This is a genomic window from Lentzea sp. NBC_00516, assembly GCF_036346835.1.
In the GTDB taxonomy this organism is placed as follows: domain Bacteria; phylum Actinomycetota; class Actinomycetes; order Mycobacteriales; family Pseudonocardiaceae; genus Lentzea; species Lentzea sokolovensis.
The window spans coordinates 1,449,383-1,474,326 of record NZ_CP107840.1; the positions used below are offsets into that span (position 1 = coordinate 1,449,383).

Below are 24,944 nucleotides of genomic sequence, written 5' to 3' on the forward strand. Positions count from 1 at the left end.
TTAACACTATGTTGCAAGGTTGCCGCTCCTGGCAATGGTCCTTGCGGTGTGGACCTCAAATTAGCGATAACAACCAGGTCCGGCGATTGTGGTCGAATTCCGTCGAACGTCATTCGACGAGGAATCGATGATTCAGCCGCCGCTGGTCCGTCAGGGGAAGCGCACGCCGAGGTCGGCATTGTCGGCCGGGCGCAGGAAGGGAGACGACCGGACGGAACCGTCGGCGTTGCGAGGTCCTGTGACGGTGCTGGGATCCGTGCTCTGCAGCGACCAGGAACCACTGGAGTTCCACGAGTTCCCGCTGCCGGTCGAGTGGGAGCCGAGCGAGACGGCCGTGCCGTTGGCGATCGAGAGGTTCTTCGTCAGCGTGCTGGAGGAACGGCTGAAGTTGAAGCCGGTGCCGGGGTTGTCCCACGCGGTGCAGCGGTCGATCTTGTGCCGGCCGGGGTTGTTGTTGTCGATGAACCCGCCGACCGCGTTGTCCCACGCGGCACTGTTGCGCACGGTGTGGCCCGCCGCCACGCTGTTGCCGCCCAGCTTGAAGCCGTTGCCGTCGCCGGTGAAGTCCGGAAGGCTCCAGCGGTTGAAGCCGTTGCCCCACGTCACGCTGTTCTCCACCAGTACCGGCGAGGAGAACATCCAGAAGTCGAGGCCGTCGTCGGAGTTGTTCCACAACCGCGCGCCCCGCACCACGTTGCCCGTGCCCGAGCCTTCCTTGATCGCGAGGCCGTCCGCGCTCTCGCCGTTCTTGCGCGGATCACGGTTGCCGTGGCTGTCGAGGTTGACGATCTGGTTGTTGCTCGACGCCAGCACGATGTGCAGGCCGGAGTCGTAGTTGTCCCGCGTGACGATTCGGTCGAAGACCGTGTTGTTGACGTCCAGGCCGAAGATGCCGTACGGCCCGTGGGTGATCTCCAGGCCGACGAGCCGCCACCAGTCACCCTCGATGTGGATCGCTCCGCGCTCGGCGCGCGGGATGGAGGAGCCGACCGGACCGGGCGTGTGCGGCATGTTCTCGCCGTCGATGACCACGCGCTCGTTGTTGTGGGCGCGCAACGTGATCGGAGCGCTCTGCGTGCCGTTCTTCAGGATCTGGATGTTGGTCGTCGGGGCGTACGTGCCGCCGCGGAGGTGAATGGTGTCGCCGGGCTGGGCGAGGTCCACGGCCTTCTGGATGGTCTTCAGCGGTGCGGTGACCGTGCCGGCGTTGCCGTCGTTGCCGGTGGTTGCCACGTACAACGCAGACGCCGCGGCGGTCGCGGGCAGCGGCACGAGCACGGCACCGGCGGACAGGACCGCCGCTGAGACGAGCGGACTCAGCTTCAACTTTGCTCCCGGGGAGGCGGTTGCCGGCAGGCCGGGTCAGCGCGGCTCATGCACTGACCCGGCCTGCACGAGGTGGCGACGGTGGTCAGAACGCGACGGCCTTGCCGCCGAGGGTGACGACGAGCCTGCCGTCGGAGGCGAACGACCAGCCGAGGGCTCCGGTGTAGCTGGAGCAGCGGGAACCGTTGGCGCCCGCCCAGAACTGGTTGGAGGAGTCGGAGTTGCCGACGACCTTGTCGTTGCTCCCGCTACTGCTGCGGCAGGAGGTGTTGGTGCGGAACACCGAACTGCCCGCGTCGAACGAGAAGTTGCGCTCGTCGTTGTCGATGCTCAGGTTGCTCGACACGGTCATGGATCCGAGGTTGCGGTTGTAGGTGAAGCCGTGTTTGCCGTTGTCGTAGGCGATCGTGCGGGTGATCGTGTGGTTCACGCCGATGTCCTCACCGCCCAGCTTGAAGCCGTTGCGGTCGCCGTTGCCGGCCTGGCCGCCGTTGCTCAGCGTGCCGTTCTTGTAGGCCAGCGAGTCCTCGATGGTGACGGCGCCGATCGGACCGGTGTCGGACTTGGTGTAGAGGTCCCACCCGTCGTCGATGTTGTTGTGCGCCACCGAGTAGCGGAACACGTTGCCGGGACCGGACGTGAGCTTGGCGGCGAACCCGTCGGCGTCCTCGCCGTCGGAGTCGGCGTTGTCGTGCGACTCCGCGCTGAGGACGAGGTTGTGGGACGGCCATTGGTCCTTCGGGGTGCTGGACAGCATCCGGGAGAGCTGCAGGCCGGTGTCGCGGTTGAACCGGGTGATCGTGCGTTCGAAGATGTTGTAGCTGCCGCCGACGAAGATGCCGTTGTCCCCGGCGCGTTCGACGACGACGCCCTGCACGTGCCAGTACGAGCCGTTCACGGCCAGGCCGCGGTTGGCCGGGTCCTCCGTCTGCGCCGAGAAGTTCAGCACCGGCTTCTCGCCCTGGTAGGCCGCCAGCTTCTTGCGGGCGCTCGACGTGCCGTTGTTGGTGGGCGGGATCGTCACCGTCTGCGAGAAGCTGTACGTGCCGCCGCGCAGGAAGATCGTGCCGCCCGCGGCCACGCGGGGGAGTGCGGACGTCAGCGTCGTCGGGTCGGAGATCGTGCCGGCAGCGCCGTCAGTGCCGGTCGGCGACACGTACAACGCGTTGGCCGGGGGCGTGCCGGTGGTCGTGGTTGTCGTGGTGGTGGTCGTCGTCGTAGTCGTGCTGGTCGGGCCGCCGCCGGCCGGTGCGAGCGTCCACTGCTTGGTGGCGGCGCTGTCGCAGGAGTTGGTCTGGATCAACGCACCCGCGGTGGTGGCGTTGTCCTTGACGTTCAGGCACTTGCCGCCGTTCGCGTTGGCGAGGCGGTAGTCGCTGCCGTTGGCGTTGAGTGCCCACACCTGGCTCGTGGCGCCCGTGCACGCCTCGAGCTGGACCGGCTTGCCCGCGCTGGTCGACGCGTCGCGCACGCCGACGCACAGGCCGCCCGCGGTGATCCTGACTCCGCCGCTGACCTCGGTCAGCACCCACTCCTGGCCGGCGCACGCCTGTTGCCGCAGTTGCGTTCCGCTCGACGGGCTCGTTCCCGCGTCGAGGCACTGGCCGCTGCCGGCGTTCTTCAGCACGTAGGTGCCCGCGGCGTTCGCGTTCGCGGCGATGCCGGGCCACGCGGCGAGCACGGTGACCAGTGCGACGACGGCGCCACCCGAGACGAGCCCGGCGCGAACACGGCGTCGCGCGAGTTGTCGTGAAATGCCCATGAGGACTCCACTTCTCAACGCTGAGAGAAAGGGGTTTCCGTTCGGAATGCGCGGCGGTTTCCGGTCGGATGTTATGGGCATTCTCCGGTGAAGGTCAAACCTCGAAAATATACGAGTTCAGTCGATGTTCGAGGTCGAATCAATCGAATGTCCAGGTCACTGCCAATCGAATCGATCAACGGGCGTGGACAGGAAATATCCGCTGGTCACACTCGTGAACAGAATAGGCAGTTCCCGAGTTCGCCACCATGAAACTTCTGATCGTCCCGGTGTTCCGCTTCACCGCGGAGGGCGAGGACGACGGCGCCCTCCGCACACCGCGGCCGCCAGCACGACCAGCAGCATCTCGATCAGACGCACCGACAACAACGAGTTCTCCACCGTGAACCGCATCGGAGTCTCCTTTCGCTCGTTTCCCCGTGGTTTCACGATGAGGCCTGAGGTCGTGCGCGTCATCCTCCTGTTCAGGAGGGTCCGGGGAGAGCGTTGCCGGTGGTCCGGGCCCTGTGCTGCAATGAGGTGATCTCCAGGGGGTCCTGTGCGCTTCAACGACGAAGTCGACTGGCCGGAAGTGTTCGGGGAGCACATTTCCCGCTCCAGCCTCGCCGATCCTCGTAATCCACGCCGGTCGGCCTACGTCACGACGATGGTGTTCCTCGAAGGCGGGCTTCAGGAGATCGACGACCAGCTGTCCGGTCGCAACTCGCGCAGCCGTGACGAACTCGCGGGCGCCCGGCTGACGCGGGAGATCGTGGTGCGTCGTGCCTCCGGAGTCGCCGCCGGACTGTCCGACGTCGCCCACGTCGGTGAGGGCGCGTTCCGCGATCGCTGGCCGGGCGCCGGTGGCATGGCGAACTTCTTCATGTGCCTCATCAAGTACACGTGCACGGCACCGCGCTGGAGCAACTTCCTCGACTACGGTCCGCGCCGGGCGCTGGCCGAGCTGCCGAAGGTGCGCGACGGCAGGCTGGACCTGACCGATCTCATCGCGAAGATCGCCACCCACGACCTGCGGATGCGCGGCCGGCTGGCCAGGTACTGGCTGTTCCAGCTCTCGCTGACGATCGACGCCAAGTGGCAGTCCGTTGCCACGAAGGCCTACCGGGAGATGCTGGACGCGTACTCCACGCGCTGGATCCCGGTGTACGAGGAGGGCCTGCGACTGCTGGACGTGCGGTTCCGGCCGGGCATCACGGCGCGGAAACTCAGCCTGATGGTGTCCGCGCAGACGTCGGGTTTCGCGCAGCAGGTCGCCGGTGCCGGGGACGACACGGGGGAGAACCGGGATCTCTTCGTGGCCTCGGTGCAGGCGGTGATCTTCGCCGCGCTCGATCCCGGCGACGGGCACGGGATCGCCGAGGCGCTGCGCCGACGTCTCCGGGGGCCTCTACGGTGATGCCGTGGCCGACACCCGACAACGCCTGATCGACGGCGCGATCGAGACCATCCGCACGCACGGCCTGACCGGCACCACGGCGCGGAGCATCGCGGCCACCGCCGAGGTCAACCAGGCGCTGGTCTTCTACCACTTCGGCACCGTCCACGACCTGCTCCAGGCCGCGTGCCTCGCCGCCACGCAGGCCAGGGTCGAACTGTTCGCCGAACGTCTCGAGCAGATCACCGACCTGCGGCAGCTGCTCTCGCTCGGCCGCGCCCTGCACAGCGAGGAGAGCGCCCAGGGCAACGTCATGGTGCTCGCCCAACTGCTGGCGGGCGCCCAGACCGACCCCAAGCTGGCCGAGGCCACCGCGGCGTCGCTGCAGCTGTGGATCACCCCGATCGAACGCGCCCTGACCAGGTTGCTGACCGGCTCGCCGGTGTCCGAGTTGATCGACACGGCGGGTCTCGCCCGCGCGGTGAGCGCCGGGTTCATCGGTCTGGAGCTTTACGAGGGCGTCGACCCGGACGGGGCCACGGCGGCTCTGGACGCGCTCGACCGGCTGGCCGTGCTCATCGAGGTGGTGGACGACCTCGGGCCGGTCGCCCTTCGCGCACTGCGCGGCAAACTCCGCAAGACGGCCAAGAAGGCGCGCTAGGTCCACCTAGCCCAGGGCGTCGAGGACGTCGTCCAGCGCCTTCAGCTGTGCCGGGCTGAGGCGTTCGAAGATCGACCGCAGGATCTCGCTGCCGGACTCCTCGCCTGCGGCGAGGGCTTGGACGCCCTCTTTGGTCGCGGAGACGACCTTGGCCCGCTTGTCGGCGGAGTCGGACGACCGCCGCACCAGGCCGTCCCGTTCCATCGCCTCGACGGCCTGGGTGATCGACCGCGCGGCCATCCCCAGTTCGGTCGCGAGCCGCGTCTGCTTGACCGGTCCCAGCCTGACGAGCACCTGCAGGATCTTCGTGCGCGCCAGTGAGACCCCGGTCCCGGACATGCGCTCGTCCACCGCCCTGCGGATCCGGGCGGACGTCGTCAGGTAGCGCAGTCCGACGTCGGCGGCGTCCATCGGCCTCCTTTGTGAGGTACCTCAGTATCGTGCATCATTGAACCATGACCACCGCCATCATCACGGGCGCCACGCACGGCCTGGGCCGGCTCGTCGCGCTCGATCTCGCCCGCCGCGGCTTCGACCTCGGCGTCGTCGCTCGCAGCGCCTCGAAGGTGGATGACCTGCGTACCGAGGTCGGCCCTGGCGTCACCGTCACGGCCTTCGTCGCCGACCTGGCCTCGCTGCAAGACGTCCGTCGCGCGGCCAAGGCCATCGACGCGCACTACGACCGCGTCGACGTGCTGATCAACAACGCCGGAATCCACGCGTTCAGCCCGCGCGTCACCGCGGACGGCGTGCCCGAGATGACGGCGGTGAACTACCTGGCGCCGTGGGTGCTCACGAACGCGTTGCGCGACAAGCTGATCGCCTCGGCTCCGGCGCGCGTCGTCACCGTCGCGTCCGAGGCGTCGAGGCAGGCTCGTGGCATCGATCCGGCGACCGCTCTGACGTCCGCCGCCCACTACGGCCGGACCAAGCTGATGGACATCATGTTCAGCCAGGAGCTCGCCCGGCGGCTGGAGGGCACCGGGGTCACGTCCAACTGCTGCGATCCCGGCTTCAACACCACCGGTCTCGGCCGTGAGTTGCCGTTCGCGGGCCTGCTGGAGAAGGCGCTGCACGCGTTGCGGATCGGCGACCCCGGTCGTGGGGCCTCGATCATCACGCGCCTCGCGACCGATCCGGCCTTCGCGGACGTCACGGGCGGCTACTTCTCGGTCAAGGACGCCGCGCCCCTGCGGTGCCCGGAGGCGGGGCGCGGCGTCGTCCAGCGCCTGTTGTGGGAGGAGACCGAGAAGCTGCTCAGCTGAGGTGGTGCACCTCCTGCGCGCCGTAGACCGGCGTCGGCACGCCCTCGAACCGCGCTTTCAGTTGCAGCGCCAGGAAGTGCGAGTAGTAGCGCGACTGGTGCAGGTTGCCGCCGTGGAACCAGAGGCCGGGCTGCCGGGTCGGCTTCCACATGTTGCGCTGCTCGCCCTCCCACGGGCCGGGGTCCTTGGTCGTGCCGGACCCGAGGCCCCAGCACTTGCCGACCCGGTCGGCCATCTCCTGTCCGGCGAGGTCGGCGACCCAGCCGTTCATCGAGCCGTAGCCGGTGGCGTAGACGACGAGATCGGCTTCCAGCTCGGTGCCGTCGGAGAGCACGACCGCGTTCTTCGTCAGGCGGTCGACCTGGCCTCGGACGAGCTTGATCTTGCCGTTCGCCACCAGTTCCGAGGCGCCCACGTCGATGTAGTAGCCGGAGCCGCGGCGCAGGTACTTGAGGAACAGCCCGGAATCGTCGTCACCCCAGTCGAGGTCGAAACCGGCCTTCTCCAGCCTGGCGTAGAAGTCCGCGTCGCGTTCCTTGATCCGCTGGTACACCGGGATCTGGAACTGCGGCAGGATCCGGTAGGGCAGTGAGGCGAAGATCGTGTCGGCGCGATCGGTCGTGACGCCGGCCGCGACGGCCCGTTCCGAGTAGAGGTCGCCCAAGGCTATGTCCATCAACGAGTCCGAGCGCACGATGTGCGTCGACGAGCGCTGGACCATGGTGACGTCCACGCCGTGCTCCCACAGTGCCGCGCAGATGTCGTGGGCTGAGTTGTTCGAGCCGATCACGACGGCCTTGCGTCCCGCGTAGGCCTCCGGTCCCGGATGCTTCGACGAGTGGTGCTGATCGCCCTCGAACTCGTCGGCTCCCGGGAACGACGGCACGTTCGCCTTGCCGGACATCCCGGTCGCGAACACGAGCTGCTTCGGGTGCAGGGTCACGGTCTCGCCGTCCCTGTCGACCGTGACCGTCCACTGTGCACCGTCGTAGGTTGCTTCCCTGACCTCCGAACGGGTCCAGTACGGCACCTCCATCACGCGCGTGTACATCTCCAGCCAGTCCGCGATCTTGTCCTTGGGCGCGAACACCGGCCAGTTGTCCGGGAACGGCAGGTACGGCAGGTGGTCGTACCAGACCGGGTCGTGCAGGCAGAGGCTCTTGTACCGCTTGCGCCACGAGTCGCCGGGCCGGTCGTTGCGCTCCAGCACCAGCGCGGGCACACCGAGCTGCCTCAGTCGCGCGCCGAGTGCGATGCCGCCCTGCCCGCCGCCGATCACCACCACGTAGGGCTGCTGCGCGTACCCGAGTTCGGCCTGCTCGCGTTCGCGTTCCTCGGCCCACGAGCGGCGTTCCTCGATCACGCCGTGCCGCACGCCCTTGGGCCGCGTCTCCTTCTTGTTCTCCTCGAACCCCTTCAGCTCGTGCAGGCTCGTCAGCAACGTCCACGCGCCCTCGTCGTTGAGCCGCAGATGGCCGCGACAACGCCCGGCCGCCGTCTCGAACTCGAGCCACGCCTCCACCACGCCATCGGCCTCGGTGGGCGTCTCGGTGGTGTGGAAGTTCGAGGGATCGGTGCCGTCGAGACACGCGCTGAGCAGGTCCGCGACGCCCTCCCGCCCTTCGACGGTCTTGATGTTCCAGGTGAAGGCGACGAGATCACGCCAGTAGCTGTCGGTGGCGAACATCCCGGCGGCGGCGTCGACGTCACGGGCCTTGAGCGCGGCCTCGAACTGCTCCAGCCAGGCCTCCACGCGTGCTTGCGCCGTGCGATCCATGGTCTGCGTCATCGCCACTCCTCGTCGCTCGTCGTGGTTGCATTCACCTCCTTCCCGCGCTTCGGTGAAACCGTTGCACCGGATTGCATCCCTGGTCCATGCTCGACCGGTGAGCGTGCCCAGGGCAGTGCCGCCCGGTCAGCACCTGCCCACGTATGCCCGCGAACTCGTGCGCATGCACGACGCGGTCATCGCCGGCAGCCGCTCCACACTGCGCCCACGAGCCCTCGTCTCCCGTTCGTGGAACCGCGTCCTGGACCTGGGCCTGCGAGCAGACGACGTCAACACCCGCGACTGGCTGGGCACAGCCGAGATCGGCCGCCGCCAGGAAGCGTCCCCGCTGCGCGAGGTGGTCCCCGACCTGCGCGCCGTCGTCGGATCGCTGGCCGACGCCTCCCAACTGCTGTTCGTGGTGACCGACCACGAGGGCGTCATCCTCTGGCGTTCCGGCACCCCTGCCGTCCGCCGCAGGGCCGACGCGCTGGGCTTCTTCGAGGGCGCCGACTGGACCGAACGCCGCGTGGGCACGAACGCGATCGGCACCGCCCTCGCCGAAGCCGCGCCGGTGGAACTGCTGGCGGGGGAGCACTTCGAGCAGGGCCAGCACCCCTGGTACTGCACGGCGACACCCGTCCACGACCCGCGAACCGGCTCGTTGCTCGGGGTGATCGACGTGAGCGGTCCCGCTTTGACTCTGCACCCGGCGATCGGCGCGTTGGTGGAGACCGGCCGGATGCTGGCCGAGTCGCGGCTGTGGCGGTATCACCAGGAGCGGCTCGACCGGTTGCGGTCCGCGGCCCTGCTCACCGGACCGTCGCTCGTCGTGGACGACCACGGGTGGGTGGCGGCTTCGCACGGGGTGGCGGTGGGCTCGCGCATCGCCGTTCCTGTTGCCGGACAACCCGTGGCGGTACCAGGCCTCGGAGCCTGCACGCCGGAACGCCTCGCGGGCGGCTGGTTGATCCGACCGTCCTCTGTGGACCGGACCGTCACGCTCGAACTGGACCTGAGCGGGACTCCCCAGGTGCGGCTCTCCGGTGGTGACGCGGACTGGCGTCGCACGGTCACCCGCCGGCACGCCGAGATCCTGGTGCTGCTGCACCGCGCCGGCAGGGCCGGGCTGTCCGCGGAAGCGTTGAGCAGTGTTTTGTACGGGGACGCCGAGCACGTCGTGACGGTGCGGGCCGAGGTGTCGCGGTTGCGGCGGCTGCTCGGGGCGTTGGTGCAGACGCGGCCCTATCGGCTGTCCGGGGACGTGCGGATGAGCGTCGTCGGCCAACGCCCTGACCGAGTGTGAGCACTCGCTCGATGTGCGACTGCCCGTAACCAGTCGATGTGCCCCTTGTTCTCGCTACTGTCCTTTACGATGCGATGATGACCAACCCACCGCAGGCGGTGAGCCGGCGTGAACGGCTGCGGGCCCAGACGCTGCAGGAGATCGAGGACACCTCGTTCGCGATCATCGACGCGGAGGGCGTGCACGCGCTGACGATCGCGGCACTCGCCCGCGGCATGGCGATGTCCGCGCCGGCCGTCTACCGGTACTTCCCCTCGAGGGAGGCACTGGTCGCGCATCTCGTCACCCTGTCCTACCGGCAGCTCGCCGAGGCCATGAGCGGTGCGGTGGTAGGCAGCAGGCGAGCGCCGCGTGCGCGGGTGCAGCTGGTCGTCGCCGCGTACCGCGACTGGGCGCTGAGTCACCGGCGCCGCTACGGGATGCTCTTCGCGGAGCGTGCGGACGACGTCCCGAGTCAGGAGCCCGCGCGGACTCCACTGGACGAGGCGATGGCGTTGCTCATCGACCTGCTGGCCGCCGTCCAGAACAGCACGCCGTCCGCCGGTACGACCGGTGACCGCGTTCTCGACGGGCAACTGCGGCACTGGGCGCGCTCGCAGGACCGGCCGGACACCGCACCCCGTGTCTCCACCGCCGCGATCCTGATGTGGACACGAGTGCACGGGATCGTCAGTCTCGAGCTCACCGGGGTGTTCGACCACGGCACCCTGGAGGCGCAGCGGCTGATCGATCTGGAGATCGACAACGCCGTCGGCTCCCTGACGAGCTGAACCACCGGTTCAGGGCGCGAGGATGATCTTGCCCAGGGCGGTGCGCGCCGAGGACTCGGACAGTTCCATGGCCGCGGCCGCCTCGGCCAGCGGGTAGCGGGCGGCGATCTTCGCGGTGAGCACACCCGTGCGCAGCAGGCCGAAGACGTGGGTGAGGTCGGTGCGCGTGCGTGCCCTGAACGCCTCGCGCTTCGCCGAGTCCGGCTTGCCGGAGCCGGCCCACACGTCGTAGAAGCTCGCGTGCCTGCCGTCGGGCAGGTAGTTCCAGAACGTCAGCTTCGCCAGCAGTTGCAGGAAGCTGAGCACCACGGGAGTGCTGTCGTCGAGCTTGCTGGCGATGCTGTAGGAGATCAGCGTGCCGGTGCGGTTGAGCAGCCGGTGGGACAGGGTGATGCTCTTGCCCGCGAGGTGGTCGAACACGGCGTCCACACCCTCGGGCGCGAGTGCGCGGACTCGCGCGGCGAGGTCGGGGTCCCGGTAGTCGATCGGCTCGACGCCCAGCTCACGCAGTGCTTCGTGGTGGCGAGGGCCGGCCGTCCCGATCACGCGGACGCCCGCGTGCCGGGCGAGCTGCGCCAGGATCGAGCCGACACCGCCGCTGACGCCCAGCACGAGCACGGTCTGCCCCGCCTGGACCTTCGCCACGTGGTGCAGCATCTGGTACGCGGTCAGGCCGTTGACGATCACCGTCTCCGCCTCGTCGGCGCTGATGCCCTCCGGCACCTCCACCAGGTCCGCGGCGGGCAGCAGAACGGCGGTCGACCAGGCGCCGGTCTTGGTGAGCGCGGCGACCCGCCGGCCGAGCAACGCGCCGTCCACGCCGGGGCCGACGACTTCGACGACGCCGACGAGGTCGTAGCCGGGTACGAACGGGAACGCGGGCTGACCGAAGTAGCGACCCCGGCGCATCGCGCTCTCGGCGAAGGACACGGCGGTCGACTCGACCCGGACCAGGGCCTGTCCCGCGACGGGCGCGGGCAGTGGGCGCCGGACCAGTCGCAGGCCGGACGGGTCGACCTTGCCCGGCAGCACCACCTCGGTGGCGATCACGGTCGTCTCGCCGGGGGCGCTGGTCTCGGTCATGTCCGACTCCTGGAAGTGGTGCGACTGTCCGTCACTCTGTTAATGGTCGTAACTATGCACCGATCTGTAGGAAAGCGTCAACTCGTCGCTTGAGGGATGAGTGCGGGTCGCGGCGCCCCGCGCTCGGGTTGGCGCCGCGACCCGCGTTCAGGGGATCAGGAGTGCGGGCACGTGTCCCGGTACTCCTCGATCAGCGTGCTGCGTCCCGGCGCCGGGCAGAGGAACTGCTCGTAGCGGGTGTCGTTGTCGATGAACCGCTTGAGCCACGAGATGCTGTACTTCGCGATCGTCGTGTTGGACGAGTTGGGTGCGAAGTGCGAGGCGTTGTTGAGTTCCAGGTACGCCTTGTCCAAAGTGGACGGCAGTGACGTGTAGAACGGTTCGGAGTGCGACGAGACCGGGGCGACCGAGTCGCTTTCGGCGCCGACGACCAGGGTCGGGACGCGGACGGACGACCAGTTCTTCGTGGTGTGCCAGGCGGTCAGCGGGATCGCCGCTTGCAGGGCTGGACGCTGGCTGGCCGCGCGCAGGGTGCCGCCGCCGCCCATCGAGTGGCCCATGACGCCGAGGCGCGAGGAGTCGATCCGGGTGCGGACGGTGCTTTGCTGGGTGAGGTAGTCGAGTGCCGCCAGCAACTGCGACGCCCTGCTGTCGGGCTGGTCGTAGATCGTGTTCGTGTCGATCGTGAAGATCACGAAGCCCTGCGAGGCCAGGCGCGGGCCGAGCCACGAGATGCTCGACTGCGTGCCGGTGTAGCCGGGGGAGATGACCACGGCGCCGAACGTGCCGGCGGAGGTGCTGGTCGGGTAGTAGATCGTGCCGCCACCGAAGCCGCCCACCAGTGACGACACCGAGGTCTCCGACACGGCGAACGAGCCGCGTGTCGCCTCGATGCTCGAGTTGGTCGGCGCGGGGCCGCGTTCGAACGGGTTGTCCGCCGCTCGGGCTTCAGTGCCCGTGACGAGCACCAGGGAGAGTGCGATGGGAATCAGGGTGCGGAGTTGCACAGCGCTGTACACCTCATTCGGCAGGGAACAGGGGAGGAACGACCTCGACCCTGCTGCCCCGGCCCCTGGGTCCGCATCGGTGCAACCACCGGTATCGGCGAAAAACTTCGGTGGCAAAACTAACGGTGGTAGGTGAATTTGGGTCCTACCCCTTCCGGAGGAGCCGCTACCGCCGTAAGACTGGTCCGATGCTGCGTGGCCGAGAGCGGCAACGCGTCGCCGTGGACGCGTTGGTGGACCGTGCGCGCGTTGGGCGCGGCGGGGTGCTCGTGCTGCGCGGAGAAGCCGGTTCGGGCAAGACGGCGCTGCTTGACGCCGTACGGCAGACCTACGACGCGTTGTTGTGCGTGGACGTCCGCGAACTCGACGATGACCTCGTGCAACTCGCACGGGACGTCGTTGGTACAAGGGCCGCGCTGCTCATCGCGACCGAGGGCGAGGCGTGCGGATTGCCCAGCGTCACGCTCGACCCGTTGGACCCCGCGACGAGCCTGCGGGTGCTGCACGACCTGGTGCCCGGCCTGCCCGCCACCCTCGCGGCGGACCTCGCGGACCTCGCCTGCGGGAACCCGCTGGCGCTGGTCGAGCTGGCGGGATCGCTCACGTCCGCGCAGCTCGGAGGCATCGCGGCAGCGCCCGAGGTGCTGCCGGAGAACAGCTCGCTGCGGCTGCGATGGCGAGCGCGGTTCGACGCTCTCTCGCCCCAGGCGCAGCACGTCGTCGCGCTGGTCGCGGTGGACGAGGAGATCGACGCTGAGGCACTCGACTTGGACGCGGTGATCGAGGCGGGCCCGTTGGTCGACCCGCGCAGGCTGGTCCGGTCCGCGCTGCGGGCGGACGTGCCGCTGCCGCTGCGGCGCAGAGCCCACGCCGAGCTCGCGGAGACCTTGCCGCCCGGTGCCCGGCGCACGTGGCACCAGGCGGTCACGACGCAGGACACCGGGCTCGCCGACGTCCTCACCACCCATGCCGAGCACGCCCGCCTGTGCGGCGACTTCGCCACGGCCGCCCGCGACCACGACCGCGCGGCCCGGCTGACGACCGACCCCGAGGAGAAGGCGCACCGCCTGCTCAAGGCCGCCGCCGACCACTGGGCGCACGGAGCGCCGCACCGGTCGCGGGCCGTCCTGCGCACCGCGGTCCGGATGACCCACACCCCGGAGCTCAGGGCGCTGATGGACCTGGTCGTCGGCGGCATCGACCTGGGCGAGAGCCTCCCCGACGTGGCGGCGGACCGCCTGGTTCGCGCGGCGAAAGGCCTGGTCAGCACCCGTCGCACGCTCGCGGTGGCCGCGCTGGGGTTCGCCGGTGAGGCAGCGAGCATCGCCGGGGACCACCGCCGCTACACCGCGGTCGCCGAGTTCGCGCGGGAGATCCGCCGCGAAGACGAGCCACCCGACACCCGGCTCACACTCGACCACCTCACCGGCATGCTCGCGACGTTCGACGGACGGCACGACGTGGCGTTGCCCGCGCTGCGCACCGTCGTCGACCTCGCCGACCAGGTCCCCGGCCCGCAGGCGCGGATCTGGGCGAGTCAGGCCGCCTACGTGCTCGGCGACGCCACCCGGTCGCACGAGATGGCCACCAGCGCGGTGACGGCGGCGCGGGAGAGCGGGTTCGTCGCGCTGGTGCCGTGGGCGCTGGTGTACCGGGCGTTGTCGGCGTTGTTGCTGGACCAGCACGCGGCGGCGCTGACGGCGGCCACCGAGGGCGTGCACGCGGCGACGGCGATCGGGCAGCACAACGCCGTGGTCGACCACCTGACGATCCTCGCGCTGCTGGCGGCGCTCCGCGGTGACGCGGACACGGCGCTGGACTGCATCGACATCGCCACCGAGCACATCACCCAGCGCGGACTCACCCGGCCCGGCACGTTCGGCGCCTGGGCGTTCGCGTGCGTCGACCTGGCCCGCGACCGGCCGGCCGACGCGCTGGACCGGTTGCGGCTGCAGCCAGGACACGCCGGCATCAAGGTCATGGCCGCACCTCACGTGGTCGAGGCCGCCGTGGCGTGCGGCAAGCCGTCCACAGCGGACAGAGCGCTCCAGCCGTTCGAGAAGTGGGCCGACGCAACGGGAAGCACGGCCCGCATGGCGCTCTCGCACCGTTGCCACGGCCTGCTGGAGACCGGAACGGCCGACGAGCACTTCGAGGAAGCCATCCGGCTGCACCGCGCCAGCGGCACCGCGCTGGAACTCGCCAAGACCGAGCTGCTGTACGGGAACCGGCTGCGGCGCGGGCGCAAACCCAAGGCGGCGCGCGAACACCTGCGTGACGCCGTGCGCATCTTCCAGTCCTACCAGGCTGATCACTGGGTCGAACGGGCCCGCGCCGAACTCCGCGCGGCCGGCGACTCCACGAGCGAGCCCAGGGACCACCCCGGCCTGACGCCGCAGCAGGCGCAGATCGCCAGGCTGGTCTCCGAGGGCGCCACGAACCGCGAGGTCGCCGCGCGGTTGTTCCTGAGCCACCGCACCGTCGAGCACCACCTGCGCAACATCTTCGCGCGGCTCGGCGTGCGGTCGAGGGTCGAGCTCACCAGGAGACTCGATTGATCTTGGAGGTCGTGTGCGCGAGCAGTACCGGCACTGGCAGCGGATTCCGACCCGATGGGCGGACAACGACGTCTACGGCCACGTGAACAACGTCGTCCACTACGCGTTCATGGACACGGTGATCAACACGTGGCTCATCGGCGCCGGGCTGGACATCCAGGCCGGGCAGCAGATCGGGCTCTGCGTGGAGTCCCACTGCAACTACCGCGCCTCGGTGGCGTTCCCGGAGGCGCTCGACGCCGGGTTGCGCGTCGGGCACCTCGGCCGGTCGAGCGTGCGCTACGAGGTCGGGTTCTTCTTCGAGGGACGCGAGGACGTCGTGGCGGACGGCCACTTCGTGCACGTCTTCGTGGACCGGGCGACGCGCAAACCGGTGGAGATCCCCGCGAACCTGCGCACGGCGATGGAAGGTCTGGTGGTGGCGTGAAGACGCGAGGCGCGGTGCTGACCGGAGTCGGCGGGCCGCTCGAGATCGTGGAGCTCGAACTCGACCCGCCCGGTCCGGGCGAAGTGCTGGTGCGCGTGCACGCCACCGGTCTGTGCCACTCCGACCTGTCCGTGATCGACGGCTCGCGCATCCGGCCCCTGCCCATGGTGCTCGGCCACGAGGCGGCGGGTGAGGTCGTGGAGGCGGGCCCGAACGCCGAGTTCGCGTCGGGCGACCACGTGGTGCTGTCGTTCGTGCCCGCGTGCGGTGCCTGCCGCCGTTGCGCGTCGGGCCGTCAGGCGTTGTGCGAACCGGGAGCGGCCGCGAACCGTGACGGGACGTTGCTCAGCGGACAGCGGCGCTGGACCCTCCCGGACGGCACGCGCCCGCATCACCACCTGGGCGTGTCCGGGTTCGCCGAGTACACGGTGATCTCCGACAGGTCGGCCACCCGAGTGCCGAGCGACCTGCCGTTCGACATCGCCGCCCTGTTCGGGTGCGCGGTGCTGACCGGTGCGGGAGCGGCGTTCTACAGCGCCGAGGTGAAACCGGGGGACCGGGTCGCGGTGTTCGGGCTCGGCGGCGTCGGCCTGGCGGCGGTGCTCGCGGCCGTGACGGCGGGTGCCACGCAGGTCGTCGCGGTGGACGTGGTCGAGCACAAGCGCAAGCTCGCCCTCACACTCGGCGCGACGCACGAAGCCGCGGGCGGCCCGGACGTCGTCGCTCACGTGCGTGACCTGACCGGTGGTGGCGCGGACAAGGTCATCGACACGACTGGCGTCGCCGCGGTGCTCGAACAGGCCTACGCCGCCACGGCCGTCGGCGGCACCACGGTCACCGTCGGCCTGCCGCACCCCGATCGCACCGTGTCGCTGCCCGCGCTGAACCTGGTCGCCGAGGAACGCACGCTGAAGGGCAGCTACCTCGGCTCGTGCGTGCCGCGCCGGGACGTGCCGCGTTTCGTGGACCTCTACCGCGCGGGACGGCTGCCGGTCGACGGCCTGCTGTCCGGCCGGCTGGGGCTCGACGAGATCAACGACGGGTTCGCGAAGCTCGCCTCCGGGGAGGCCGTCCGGCAGGTCGTCGTCATGGAGTGACGCCCGATTCGGCCCATCCGGGCACGAATCGGGCAGGACAGTTCCGGTGTCAGCTGTTGACCACCGAGGTCTGCCTGCTGCACGGTGAGAGCGCTCTCATGTTCGTCGCCATTCGCAACGGGGCGGGTGGCGATCCCTGCACGGACAAGGAGAAGAGCATGCGCTTCACCATGCCCAGAATCGTGCCCGCGCTGGCACTCGTGCTGGTCGGGTCCACCTTCACCGTTCCGGCCCAGGCGTCGGAGAAGGAGATGTCACCCGGCCTGCTCACCGCGATGAGCTCGGCGTTCGGGCTGACCGAGAGCCAGGCGCGCCTGCGTCTGGAGAAGGAACAGAGCGCGTCGGTCCTCGCCCCGCGCGCCGAAGGCGAGGCCGGTGCCGCACTCGCCGGCAGCTGGTTCGACGAGACGAAGAACCGCCTGGTCGTCGCGGTGACGGACGCCTCCGTCGCCCGCAAGGTCGAGGCCACCGGTGCCGAAGCCGTTGTCGTCGGCCGTTCGGCGAACTCGATGGCGGCCCACAAGAACCGCCTCGACGCCCTGTCCGCGGCCGGCTCGGTGCCGTCCGCGGTCGCGAGCTGGCGTCCCGACGCACGCACCGGCACCGTCGTGGTGAGCGTGGAGGCGGGCAAGCAGACCGCTGAGGTGGCCTCGTTCCTGGACAAGGCACGTCAGTTCGGCGCCATCACCGTGCGCACCGAGGGCGTGCGGCAGCCGCAGACGTTCGCCGCGGGCACGGTCGGCGGCGACCCGTACTACACCGGCAACGTCCGCTGCTCCATCGGCTTCTCGGTGCACGGCGGCTACGTCACCGCGGGCCACTGCGGCGGCAACGGCGCGGCCGTCTACGGCTGGGACCGCTCCTTCCAGGGCAACTTCGCCGGTTCGTCGTTCCCCGGCAACGACTACGCCTGGGTCCGCACCGGCGGTGGCTGGTGGACCGTGCCCGTCGTGCTCGGCTGGGGCACCGTGAGCGACTCGCTGGTGCGCGGCTCGTGGGAGGCACCGGTCGGTACCTCCGTGTGCCGCTCCGGTTCGACGACGCGCTGGCACTGCGGCGTGATCCAGGGCCGCAACGAGACCGTGAACTACCAGCAGGGCGCGGTCTACCAGATGGTCGGCACCTCCGTGTGCGCCGAGGGTGGTGACTCCGGTGGTTCGTTCATCACCGGTGACCAGGCCCAGGGCGTCACGTCCGGCGGCTACGGCAACTGCTCCAGCGGCGGCCGCACGTGGTTCCAGCCGATCAACGAGATCCTCAGCGTCTACGGCCTGAGGCTGCACACCGCCTGATGAAACTACCGGCTGTCCACCACTTCGCGTGGTGGACAGCCGGTGATTTCCTAGCGTGCGTTGACGTGCAACGCCAGGGCGGTTCCCGCGCCGAGCGTCGTCGTGAACCTGCCTTGCGAGTCGACGGTCACGCGGACGCAGCCGTTCTCCTGGACGTTGCAGTAGCTCCCGGCCGGCAGCGCGGTCTGGAACGTGCGGCTCACCGGGAACGTCTCGCGGTTGATCGCGACGAATCCCTTGTTGCCGCGCCCGAACGCGATCATGTCGAACCCGTTGTCCTGCCAGTTGTTCACGTCGGTGCCCGCCACGGTGTTGCGGAACGCCACCATGTTCGCGACCTGAGTCCACGCGTGCTGGCACTTCCAGCCGCTGTAGCAGACCGAGTTGCCGGGCGGACCCGCGTCCTTGTCGGTGAACTCGTAGCCCGAATACACCTGCGGCGCACCGTAGTTCCACGCCAGCATGAAGACGTTCGAGAGCGTATAGGTCGAACCGTCCTTGTACGTCAACGTGGACCCGTTGCGTTCGGTGTCCCAGTTGTCGACGAACGGCCGTGCCTGCCCGCTCGGCAGGAAGCCCCACGACTGCCCGAACGTCTTCAGATAGGCCAGGTTCTCGTTCTGGAAGATCCGCTTGACGTCGTAGGCGTAGCGGAACTCGTCCACGTCACCGGACCCCGTGTACTCGCCGGGCTGCACCGCCTCGCCGGCGCCGTAGATCACCTCGTGCACCCAGAACACGTTGGGGTTGCTCAGCTTCCCCTTGATCGCGGCGAGGTCCGCGGCCGCGATGTGCTTGGCCGCGTCGACGCGGAACCCGTCCACGCCCATCGCGATCAACCGGTTCAGGTATCCCGCGATCGCCCCGCGCACGTAGTCGCTGCCGGTGTCCAGATCGGACAGGTTGACGAGCTCGCAGTTCTGGACGTTGTAGCGGTCCTGGTAGTTGTTGATCGCAGAGCGACAGCCGTGGAAGTCCCAGTCGCTGTAGTAACCGGGGTAGTTGTACTTCGAATAGCCGGAACCACCGGTGCCCGTGCCGGATCCGGCGCTCATGTGGTTGATCACCGCGTCCGCGATGACCTTCACACCCGCGTTGTGGCAGGTGCTGACCATGTTCCGGAACGCGTTCTCGTCGCCGAGCCTGCCCGCGATCTTGTAGCTGACGGGCTGGTAGCTGGTCCACCACTGCGGACCCTGGACGTGCTCGGTCGCGGGGGAGACCTCGACGTAGCCGTAGCCCTTGGGACCGAGAACGTTCGTGCATTCCGTCGCCACACGGGCGAACGGCCATTGGAACAGGGTGACGGTGACGTCCTTGGCGCCCGGTGGCGCCGCAAGACTTTGCACCGGTGTGGACAGTCCGACGATCAGCAGCACCGCTAGAAGGGTGCGCGAAGCCGAGGAAACCACGTTGTCTCCTTGCTGCAGGGGTTCACCACACGTCGTAGCATCCGCAGGCACACCGGGCAAAGCGTTGCAAGAACTTTCCGGAGTAATTCGGCCTAGTGCGCGCGACGTGCTCGGAAGTACGCCCAGCCGACGAGGGCGGCGGCCATCGCGGTGAGTGCGAGGCTGCCGATCGTGACGGCCCGCTCGAACTGCGCGGTCTGCGCGCTCGTCCAGCCCGCCTGTGCGATGCCGCCGGTGAACAGCACCGCCAGCACCGTGCCGCTGACGGCGACGCCCGCGGCCGAGGTGACCTGGGACGCGGTGTCGACCAGGGCGGCACCGATCGAGGTCCGGTTCTCCGGCAGGCCCTTGAGGACGTTGACGCCCGCGACGGCGCCGACCACGCGGATGCCGATGGCGACCAGCACCAGCGCGACGGCGACCGGTGCGTAGCCGAGGCGGCCGAGTAGTGCGTAGACGGCCAGTCCGGCGACGACGCAGAGCGCGCCGAGCAACACGGCCCGGTCGAGGCCCGCCCAGCGCACGAAGCGGTTGACCAGCGGGCCCGCGGCGATGAGGACGGCGACCTGCGGCAGCATGCCGGCGGCGGCGAGCGCGGGGGACCAGCCCCAGTCGAGCTGGAGCTGGAGCGTCACGAGGTAGGTGAGACCGGCTGCAGCCAGTCCGGTCGCGGCCTTGTACGCGAGGCCGCTGGCGACCAACGGGTGGCCGACGAGCTTGAGGTCCAGCAACGGATGGCTGGCCGTGCGCGCGCGAATCACGAACAGAACGGCGGTCACGACGGTCAGTGCGGCAGCGCCCCAAGCGGTCCAGGAGCCTTCGACGAACAGCGTCGGCACCACCAGCGCGAGTGCGATGGTCGCGGTGCCGAGCAGGCCGCCGAGGTAGTCGGCGGGACCGCGGTGCAGGTCCGTGTCGGCCTCAATACCGCGGCCGATGCCGATGAACGCGAGCACCGCGATCGGGACGTTGATCAGCAGCAACGCCTGCCAGGGCGCGACGGCGAGCAGGAAACCACCGAGTGGCGGGCCGATCGCCAGGCCGACGAGGCCCACGGTCGAGATGAGCGTCATCGCGCGGATGCGGAGGTCGTCGGCCTGGAACAGGCGGAACGCCAGCGCGATCGAGCCCGGTGTGGTCATGGCGGCGGCGATGCCCATCACCGAGCGCACGGCGATAAGCCCGCTCACGGACGTGACGAACAAGGTCGCGAGGCTCGCCACCCCTAGAAGCGCCAGTCCGGCGAGCATCACGCGGCGGCGGCCGACGCGGTCCGCCACGGCGCCGAACACCAGCATCAGGCCGCCGAACACGACCGCGTAGGAGTTCGACACCCACTGCAGCGCGGTCGTCGAGGCGTGCAGGTCGCGGCCGATCGTGGGCAGGGCGACGTTGAGGATCGAGTTGTCGAGCATCTCGAACAGGAACACCGCGGAGAGCCCGGCTAGGGCGATCCACGCTTCCCGAAGGGATCGCGGTGAGCGCAGTCCGGGCTGCGCGAGGTCGTAGATAGTCACGAACACTGTTCTACTCACGAACACTGTTCGAGTCAACTGGTAGGCTGGTCACATGAACCGCAAGTCCCGCGAGGAGTGGGCGACCCAAATCGCCGAGCTCGAGCAGAAACCCGCCCCGGCGCGCAAGGAGCCGATCACGGTCGGCCGCATCGTCACCACGGCGTTGACGCTGGTCGAGGCCGAGGGTTTCGACGCGTTGACCATGCGTCGTGTCGCCGCCGCGCTGCAGACCGGGCCCGCCTCGCTCTACGCGCACGTGCGCAACAAGGCCGACCTCGACGACCTGCTCATCGGGACGCTCAGCAGGAACGTGTCGGTGCCAGCGCCCGACGCGGAACGGTGGCGCGAGCAGGTCCTCGACGTCTGCGGTCAGCTGCGCGACCAGTTCCTGCGCTATCCGGGGATCGCGCGGGCCGCGTTGTCCGCCCCGCCCGCCAACCTCGACACGCTCCGGATCACCGAGGGCCTGCTCGGCATCTTCCTGGTCGGTGGCGTGTCACCGCAGTCGGCGGCGTGGGCGATCGACGCCGTGCTTCTGTACGTGAGCGGCTACACGTACGAATCGTCCTTGCGCGGCGGGCAGCCGGACAGGGCCGAGATGCTCGCACGGCTGCGGATGCTTCCGGCGAGCCGTTTCCCGCACGTCGTCGAGCACGTGGACACGCTGAACTCCGGCGAGGGGCACGAGCGGTTCGAGTTCGCGCTCCGGCTGTTGCTCGACGGTCTGGCTACCGCCGGCTGACCAGCAGGTAGCGCTCGTCCTCGATCGGGCGTCCCCACAGGTCCTCGCTGGTCAGCGGGGTGACCACGGCCTCCGTGCGCACCCCCAGCACCAACGAACGGGTGTGTGCGGCGGTCAGCCCGGCTCCGGTCGACCACCGGCCCTCGACCAGCAGGAGAACGCCGTCCGGCTTGAGCAGCGACACCCATTCCCGCAGGGCTGCTGCCGGATCCGGCAACGCCCACAGCACGTGCCGCGCCAGCACGACGTCGAACGACGCCTTGGAGTACGGCGGATGAGCCGCATCGCCGTTGGTGAAGCTGGCGGACATGCCTGACGCTTTGGCTCGCGCGGCTTCCACCATCTGCGAAGACAGGTCCAGGCCGTGCACGTCGTGGCCCGCTTCGGCGAGCAGCACCGACAGGCTGCCGGTGCCGCAGCCGAGATCCGCCACCGACGACTCCGCGGGGACGAGCGGCAGGAGAAGACGGGCCCAGGCGTCGCGCACCCGTGGGTCACGAAGCCCGTGGTCAGGCTCGTCGTCGAACGTCGCGGCGTGCTCGTCCCAGAACTCTCGCGTCGTCACGGATTCAGTTTTGCCTAAGAGACCATCAAGCCTTGCCCAAATGAGATGCGATCTCCGTCGTACGGTCCCTAACCTCGGTTCATGAGGCTTGTGCTCTGGCTCACACTCGCGTGCGTCTGCGCGCTCAGTGGCGACCACGCGCTCGCGGCCGTCCTGGCGATGCTCCTCGTCGGCTGCGCGACCGACCGCGTCCGTCCCTGAACAACTGTTCAGCGTTGGCTGTACTACAGCCAACGCTGTACTGTTCTGCCCATGCTGACCTGTGAGACGCGGGAGGCGGCTCTCGCCCGGCTGGGCCGCGCCCTGGCGGACCCGACGCGGTGCCGCATCCTGATCGCCCTGCTCGACGGCCCCGGCTATCCCGCGCAGCTTGCCGAGAAGCTGGAGCTGACCAGGTCGAACGTCTCCAACCACCTCTCCTGCCTGCGCGGGTGCGGCCTGGTCGTCGCGACCTACCAGGGCCGGCAGGTGCGCTACGAACTCGCGGACCAGCACCTCAAGCGCGCGATCAGCGAACTCGTGGACGTCGTGCTGGCCGTCGAGCCGGGACCGGACTGCGTCGATGAGTGACGCCTGCTGCGCACCCGCGGTGGACAAGCGCAAGCTCGTACTTCAAAGCCGGGTCCGGATGTTCGTCGCCGCCACGATCACCTACAACGTCGTCGAGGCGGTCATCGCGCTCGCGGCGGGCACGGTGGCGGGCTCCACGGCGCTGATCGGGTTCGGACTGGACTCGGTGATCGAGGTCGCGTCGGCGACCGCCGTGGCCTGGCAGTTCGCCGGGCGCGATCCCGAGCAGCGCGAACGGGCGGCGCTCAGGGTGATCGCGGTGTCGTTCTTCGCGCTGGCGGCGTACGTGTCGGTCGAGTCCGCGCTGTCGTTGCTGCAGGGGGAACGGGCGGAGCACTCGACGGTCGGCATCGTGCTGGCCGCGGTCTCGTTGCTGGTCATGCCCGGCCTGTCCTACGCCCAGCGCAGGGCCGGGCGCGAACTCGGGTCGGCCAGTGCGGTGGCGGACTCGAAGCAGACGTTGTTGTGCACCTACCTGTCGGCGGTGCTGCTGGTCGGGCTCGTGGTCAACAGCCTGTTCGGCTGGTGGTGGGCCGACCCGCTGGCGGCGCTGGTGATCGCCGTCGTGGCGGTCAAAGAAGGCCGGGAGGCGTGGCGCGGCCACCACTGCTGCTGACCGGCTTGCGGGCGACGAGTCGTTCCACCACGCCGAGCTTGAAGCGTTGCCGTTGCTCTACGACCAGGCCGTTGGCCTCGACCAGGTGCAGCGGACGGCGCAGGAAGTGCTCGCCCGCCATCGGCACCGTGATCCGCTCCACCAGCCACTGCACGCCCCGCGCGAGCCGGGACGTGCTGGCGACGTGGTCGAGCAGGATCAGCCGTCCGCCCGGCCGCAGGACCCGCACCATCTCGGCCACCGCGACCTCGTGGTCGGGAATCGCGCACAGGCCCAGCGTGCACACGACCGTGTCGAACGAGCCGTCGTCGAACGGCAGGGCGTGCGCGGTGCCTTGCCGCAAGGTCACCTGCAGGCCCAGGTCAGCGGCACGGGAGCGGGCGAGGCCGAGCATCTGCTCGCTCAGGTCGAGGCCGGTCACGGTGGCGCTGGCGGGGTAGTGCGGCAGGTTGAGGCCGGTGCCGACGGCGACCTCGAGCACCTCGCCGGAGGCCTGGGAGCAGGCCCACTGGCGGGAGTCGCCGAAGACCCGGCGGTCCAGGATGCCGATCTCGGCGTCGTAGGTGGCCGACTTGCGGTCCCAGTACGTCTGCCAGCGGGCCTGGTCCATGCCGTCCAGTCAACACCAGTGCGAGCAGGGCAGGATCTGCTCCGTGCGAGTCGTCGTTGTCTCCGGGGGCGATCCCGGTCATGTGGTGCCGGCCATCGCGTTGTGCCTGCGGTTCACGGAGGCCGGGGACACCCCGATCCTGCTGACCGGCGACCGCTGGGTCGAGCCCGCCACCGCCGAGGGGATCACGGCGTCACGGGTCCCGGGCCTGTCGCTGGACGACCTGCGGGACGTGCCGGATCTTGGACGCGCGTTGCACGACCAGGCCGCGGTGCTGGCGTCGGCGCTCGCCCCGCAACTCGCTGAGCTGGAACCGGATCTGGTGGTCTGCGACGTTCTCGCTCTAGGGGCCAGCATGGCCGCGGAACTGCTCGGCGTGCCTTGGGTTCAACTGTCGCCGCACCCGCTCTACGAGCCGTCGAAGTGGCTGCCACCGATGGGCAGCGGGCTGGCCGCCGGAACCGGTGTGCGCGGCAAGCTCCGGGACGCGGTGCTGCGGGCGATGACGGCCAGGTCGCTGCGTCAGGGTGAACGGCAGCGAGCCGTTGTGCGGCAACGGATCGGCCTCACCGCGAAGGAGCCCGGCCCGGCCGCGCGGTTGATCGCGACGCTGCCCGCACTGGAGGTGCCGCGCCCGGACTGGCCGCGCGACGCCCACGTCGTCGGGCCGCTGCTGTGGGAGGCGAGCAGGGAGACGCTGAGCCCGCCGCCGGGCGACGCCCCGCTCGTGATGGTGGCTCCGTCCACGGCCTGGACCGGGGCGGAGAGCATGGCCGAGATGGCCTTGGAAGCGTTGCGGGACATGGATGTCCGGGCAGTGGTGTCCACGTTCGCGCCTGCTCCTGCCGGTCTGCCGGAGTGGGTGCGGTCGGGGCCGGGCAAGCAGGACGAGTTGCTGCGCCAGTCCTCGGTGCTGGTGTGCGGTGGCGGGCACGGAATGCTGGTCAAGGCGTTGCGGGCCGGTGTTCCCGTCGTGGTCGTGCCCGGTGGTGGCGACCAGTGGGAGATGGCCTGCCGGGTCGCGCGGCAGGGCAGTGGCGTGATCGTCCGGCCGTCCACCGTGGACGGGCTGCGGGACGCGGTGACGCGCGTGCTGGGCGACCCCGCGTTCGCGTCTGCGGCGGCTCTCGCGGCGGCGACGATCGCCGATGTTCGAGATCCTGTGGAGGTATGTCGGACTGCGTTGAGTCTTGCGCGTTGAGAGCGCTCCCACTT

At 69.5% G+C, this 24,944-nt stretch carries 23 protein-coding genes; 13 read left to right on the forward strand and 10 right to left on the reverse strand.

Going from position 1 to position 24,944, the window contains the following annotated elements; genetic code table 11:
* Window positions 1–150 precede the first annotated feature (150 nt).
* Window positions 151–1,326, reverse strand: a complete 1,176-nt coding sequence (locus OG205_RS06345; protein WP_330275296.1) for a right-handed parallel beta-helix repeat-containing protein — start codon at window positions 1,324–1,326, stop codon at window positions 151–153.
* Window positions 1,327–1,411: 85 nt separating this feature from the next.
* Window positions 1,412–3,088 carry an RICIN domain-containing protein gene (locus tag OG205_RS06350; protein WP_330275297.1) on the reverse strand — a complete coding sequence of 559 codons (1,677 nt, stop codon included), beginning with the start codon at window positions 3,086–3,088 and terminating at the stop codon, window positions 1,412–1,414.
* A gap of 538 nt (window positions 3,089–3,626) precedes the next feature.
* Here OG205_RS06350 and OG205_RS06355 point away from each other — a divergent pair.
* Together OG205_RS06355 and OG205_RS06360 are read left to right on the forward strand one after the other, a co-directional pair.
* Window positions 3,627–4,484, forward strand: a complete 858-nt coding sequence (locus OG205_RS06355) for a hypothetical protein (RefSeq protein ID WP_330275298.1) — start codon at window positions 3,627–3,629, stop codon at window positions 4,482–4,484.
* Window positions 4,485–4,488: 4 nt separating this feature from the next.
* Complete coding sequence (locus OG205_RS06360; RefSeq protein ID WP_330275299.1) at window positions 4,489–5,124, forward strand: TetR/AcrR family transcriptional regulator; 636 nt, start codon at window positions 4,489–4,491, stop codon at window positions 5,122–5,124.
* Between the two features lie 6 nt (window positions 5,125–5,130).
* Here the strand turns inward: OG205_RS06360 and OG205_RS06365 are convergent, their stop codons facing one another.
* Window positions 5,131–5,535 carry a MarR family winged helix-turn-helix transcriptional regulator gene (locus OG205_RS06365; protein ID WP_330275300.1) on the reverse strand — a complete coding sequence of 135 codons (405 nt, stop codon included), beginning with the start codon at window positions 5,533–5,535 and terminating at the stop codon, window positions 5,131–5,133.
* A 44-nt stretch (window positions 5,536–5,579) separates the two neighbouring features.
* Here OG205_RS06365 and OG205_RS06370 point away from each other — a divergent pair, with 44 nt between their 5' ends.
* The gene (locus OG205_RS06370) at window positions 5,580–6,389 is read left to right on the forward strand and encodes an SDR family NAD(P)-dependent oxidoreductase (RefSeq protein ID WP_330275301.1); all 810 of its coding nucleotides are present in this window, start codon (window positions 5,580–5,582) and stop codon (window positions 6,387–6,389) included.
* On the opposite strand, the gene OG205_RS06375 is transcribed toward OG205_RS06370, so the two are convergent.
* On the reverse strand, window positions 6,382–8,178 hold the full coding sequence (locus tag OG205_RS06375; protein WP_330275302.1) for an NAD(P)/FAD-dependent oxidoreductase: 1,797 nt from the start codon (window positions 8,176–8,178) through the stop codon (window positions 6,382–6,384). The two genes, OG205_RS06370 and OG205_RS06375, sit on opposite strands and share 8 nt — an antisense overlap.
* Before the next feature lie 97 nt (window positions 8,179–8,275).
* On the opposite strand from OG205_RS06375, the gene OG205_RS06380 reads away from it, so the two are divergent.
* Window positions 8,276–9,463 carry a helix-turn-helix domain-containing protein gene (locus OG205_RS06380; protein ID WP_330275303.1) on the forward strand — a complete coding sequence of 396 codons (1,188 nt, stop codon included), beginning with the start codon at window positions 8,276–8,278 and terminating at the stop codon, window positions 9,461–9,463.
* A gap of 77 nt (window positions 9,464–9,540) precedes the next feature.
* The gene (locus tag OG205_RS06385) at window positions 9,541–10,233 is read left to right on the forward strand and encodes a TetR/AcrR family transcriptional regulator (RefSeq protein ID WP_330275304.1); all 693 of its coding nucleotides are present in this window, start codon (window positions 9,541–9,543) and stop codon (window positions 10,231–10,233) included.
* A gap of 9 nt (window positions 10,234–10,242) precedes the next feature.
* Here OG205_RS06385 and OG205_RS06390 read toward each other — a convergent pair whose 3' ends face one another.
* Together OG205_RS06390 and bdeA are read right to left on the reverse strand one after the other, a co-directional pair.
* The gene (locus OG205_RS06390; protein WP_330275305.1) at window positions 10,243–11,316 is read right to left on the reverse strand and encodes a zinc-binding dehydrogenase; all 1,074 of its coding nucleotides are present in this window, start codon (window positions 11,314–11,316) and stop codon (window positions 10,243–10,245) included.
* Between the two features lie 155 nt (window positions 11,317–11,471).
* On the reverse strand, window positions 11,472–12,323 hold the full coding sequence (gene bdeA, locus OG205_RS06395; RefSeq protein WP_442916754.1) for a bis(hydroxyethyl) terephthalate hydrolase: 852 nt from the start codon (window positions 12,321–12,323) through the stop codon (window positions 11,472–11,474).
* A gap of 188 nt (window positions 12,324–12,511) precedes the next feature.
* Between bdeA and OG205_RS06400 the strand changes: the two genes are divergently transcribed.
* The 4 genes from OG205_RS06400 to OG205_RS06415 all read left to right on the forward strand — a co-directional run bounded on the left by OG205_RS06400 (window position 12,512) and on the right by OG205_RS06415 (window position 17,697).
* Window positions 12,512–14,881, forward strand: a complete 2,370-nt coding sequence (locus OG205_RS06400; RefSeq protein ID WP_330275306.1) for a helix-turn-helix transcriptional regulator — start codon at window positions 12,512–12,514, stop codon at window positions 14,879–14,881.
* Window positions 14,882–14,894: 13 nt separating this feature from the next.
* Window positions 14,895–15,308: an acyl-CoA thioesterase gene (locus tag OG205_RS06405; RefSeq protein WP_319974280.1), complete on the forward strand. Its 414-nt coding sequence runs from the start codon at window positions 14,895–14,897 to the stop codon at window positions 15,306–15,308.
* Window positions 15,305–16,405, forward strand: coding sequence for a zinc-binding dehydrogenase (locus OG205_RS06410; RefSeq protein ID WP_330275307.1), 1,101 nt, complete (start codon window positions 15,305–15,307; stop codon window positions 16,403–16,405). Before OG205_RS06405 ends, OG205_RS06410 begins: the two co-directional genes overlap by 4 nt.
* A 170-nt stretch (window positions 16,406–16,575) precedes the next feature.
* Window positions 16,576–17,697 carry a S1 family peptidase gene (locus tag OG205_RS06415; RefSeq protein WP_442916807.1) on the forward strand — a complete coding sequence of 374 codons (1,122 nt, stop codon included), beginning with the start codon at window positions 16,576–16,578 and terminating at the stop codon, window positions 17,695–17,697.
* 50 nt (window positions 17,698–17,747) lie between these two features.
* On the opposite strand, the gene OG205_RS06420 is transcribed toward OG205_RS06415, so the two are convergent.
* Together OG205_RS06420 and OG205_RS06425 are read right to left on the reverse strand one after the other, a co-directional pair.
* Window positions 17,748–19,076 (reverse strand): alpha-amylase, encoded by a 1,329-nt coding sequence (locus OG205_RS06420; protein WP_330275309.1) that lies wholly within the window; start codon window positions 19,074–19,076, stop codon window positions 17,748–17,750.
* A 125-nt stretch (window positions 19,077–19,201) separates the two neighbouring features.
* Window positions 19,202–20,626 carry an MFS transporter gene (locus OG205_RS06425; RefSeq protein WP_330275310.1) on the reverse strand — a complete coding sequence of 475 codons (1,425 nt, stop codon included), beginning with the start codon at window positions 20,624–20,626 and terminating at the stop codon, window positions 19,202–19,204.
* Window positions 20,627–20,678: 52 nt separating this feature from the next.
* On the opposite strand from OG205_RS06425, the gene OG205_RS06430 reads away from it, so the two are divergent.
* The gene (locus OG205_RS06430) at window positions 20,679–21,368 is read left to right on the forward strand and encodes a TetR/AcrR family transcriptional regulator (RefSeq protein WP_330275311.1); all 690 of its coding nucleotides are present in this window, start codon (window positions 20,679–20,681) and stop codon (window positions 21,366–21,368) included.
* On the opposite strand, the gene OG205_RS06435 is transcribed toward OG205_RS06430, so the two are convergent.
* Window positions 21,355–21,933 (reverse strand): class I SAM-dependent methyltransferase, encoded by a 579-nt coding sequence (locus tag OG205_RS06435; RefSeq protein WP_330275312.1) that lies wholly within the window; start codon window positions 21,931–21,933, stop codon window positions 21,355–21,357. The two genes, OG205_RS06430 and OG205_RS06435, sit on opposite strands and share 14 nt — an antisense overlap.
* Window positions 21,934–22,185: 252 nt before the next feature.
* Between OG205_RS06435 and cmtR the strand changes: the two genes are divergently transcribed.
* Together cmtR and OG205_RS06445 are read left to right on the forward strand one after the other, a co-directional pair.
* Window positions 22,186–22,503, forward strand: a complete 318-nt coding sequence (gene cmtR / locus OG205_RS06440; RefSeq protein ID WP_319974273.1) for a Cd(II)/Pb(II)-sensing metalloregulatory transcriptional regulator CmtR — start codon at window positions 22,186–22,188, stop codon at window positions 22,501–22,503.
* Window positions 22,496–23,119, forward strand: coding sequence for a cation transporter (locus OG205_RS06445; RefSeq protein WP_330275313.1), 624 nt, complete (start codon window positions 22,496–22,498; stop codon window positions 23,117–23,119). Before cmtR ends, OG205_RS06445 begins: the two co-directional genes overlap by 8 nt.
* On the opposite strand, the gene OG205_RS06450 is transcribed toward OG205_RS06445, so the two are convergent.
* Window positions 23,076–23,729: a class I SAM-dependent methyltransferase gene (locus OG205_RS06450; protein ID WP_330275314.1), complete on the reverse strand. Its 654-nt coding sequence runs from the start codon at window positions 23,727–23,729 to the stop codon at window positions 23,076–23,078. The genes OG205_RS06445 and OG205_RS06450 overlap by 44 nt on opposite strands.
* A 43-nt stretch (window positions 23,730–23,772) precedes the next feature.
* On the opposite strand from OG205_RS06450, the gene OG205_RS06455 reads away from it, so the two are divergent.
* On the forward strand, window positions 23,773–24,930 hold the full coding sequence (locus OG205_RS06455; protein WP_330275315.1) for a glycosyltransferase: 1,158 nt from the start codon (window positions 23,773–23,775) through the stop codon (window positions 24,928–24,930).
* Window positions 24,931–24,944 lie beyond the last annotated feature (14 nt).